Here is a 988-nt window from a genome sequence, read left to right on the forward strand (position 1 = left end):
CACCCCTTCCGGGGGGCGGCCACGGTACCGGCGGCAGCCGCCGCCTCGACCTCGCGCCGCCCGCCATGCGGCGCTCCCCGGCCCCCACCCAGATCGGTCGAGAACCATGTCGAACGCCGAGACCACCAGATCGGACACCAAAGGTCCGAGACTCGGGACCCCCGCCCTCGAACTCGTGAGCGAGGGCAAGTACAACAAGCTCAAGTGGCGCATGCTCCTGGCCGCGATGTTCTGCTACTTCTTCTTCTACACCGGCCGGCAGACCTTCGGCTTCGCCATCCCCGGCATCCAGGCCGACCTCGGTCTGAGCAAGGCCGCACTGGGCGGCATCAGCGGCATCCTGCTCTGGTCGTACGCCGCCGGCCAGATGATCAACGGCAACCTCGCCGACAAGTTCGGCGGCCGGCGCATGATGACCGCCGGCGCCATCCTGTCCACCATCCTCAACTGGTGCACGAGCTTCTCCGTCGGCTCCAGGTCGCTCAGCTTCCTGTGGGGCGCCAACGGGTTCGCACAGTCCCTCGGCTGGCCCTCCGGCGGCCGGGTCATCTCCAACTGGTGGGGCCCGCGCGAGCGGGGCAAGAGCTTCGGCTTCTACACCTTCGCCGCCGGCATGGCCTCCGTCCTCGCCTTCGTCACCTCCACCATCGTCGTCGACACCCTCAAGCTCGACTGGCAGTGGATCTTCCGGGTCCCGGTCCTGCTGATGCTCGTCGGCGGCATCACCTTCTACTTCGTCGCCCGTGAGAACCCCAAGCAGGCCGGCATCAAGCCCCCCGCCTCCGTCACCGAGGCCGACGAGGAGGACGACCGGGCCGACGCCGCCGCGTACGCCGGCGAGACCTCCTTCCAGCGCTACAAGACCGTGCTGCGCAACCCCAAGATCTGGTCCACCGGCATCGCCATCGGGTTCCAGAACACCGCCCGCTACGGCCTGCTGATCTGGGTCCCGGTCTACTTCCTCGGCGAGAACTGGAAGAAGGGCGGC

At 68.2% G+C, this 988-nt stretch carries 1 protein-coding gene; it reads left to right on the forward strand.

Features of this window, described 5'->3' with window-relative positions; genetic code table 11:
• Positions 1-106 precede the first annotated feature (106 nt).
• Positions 107-988: MFS transporter (locus tag PUR56_RS22000; RefSeq protein WP_329950170.1), on the forward strand; the 882-nt coding region annotated here is incomplete at its 3' end.

Origin of the sequence: Streptomyces sp. BE303, from assembly GCF_036290945.1 — a bacterium.
Lineage (GTDB): Bacteria > Actinomycetota > Actinomycetes > Streptomycetales > Streptomycetaceae > Kitasatospora.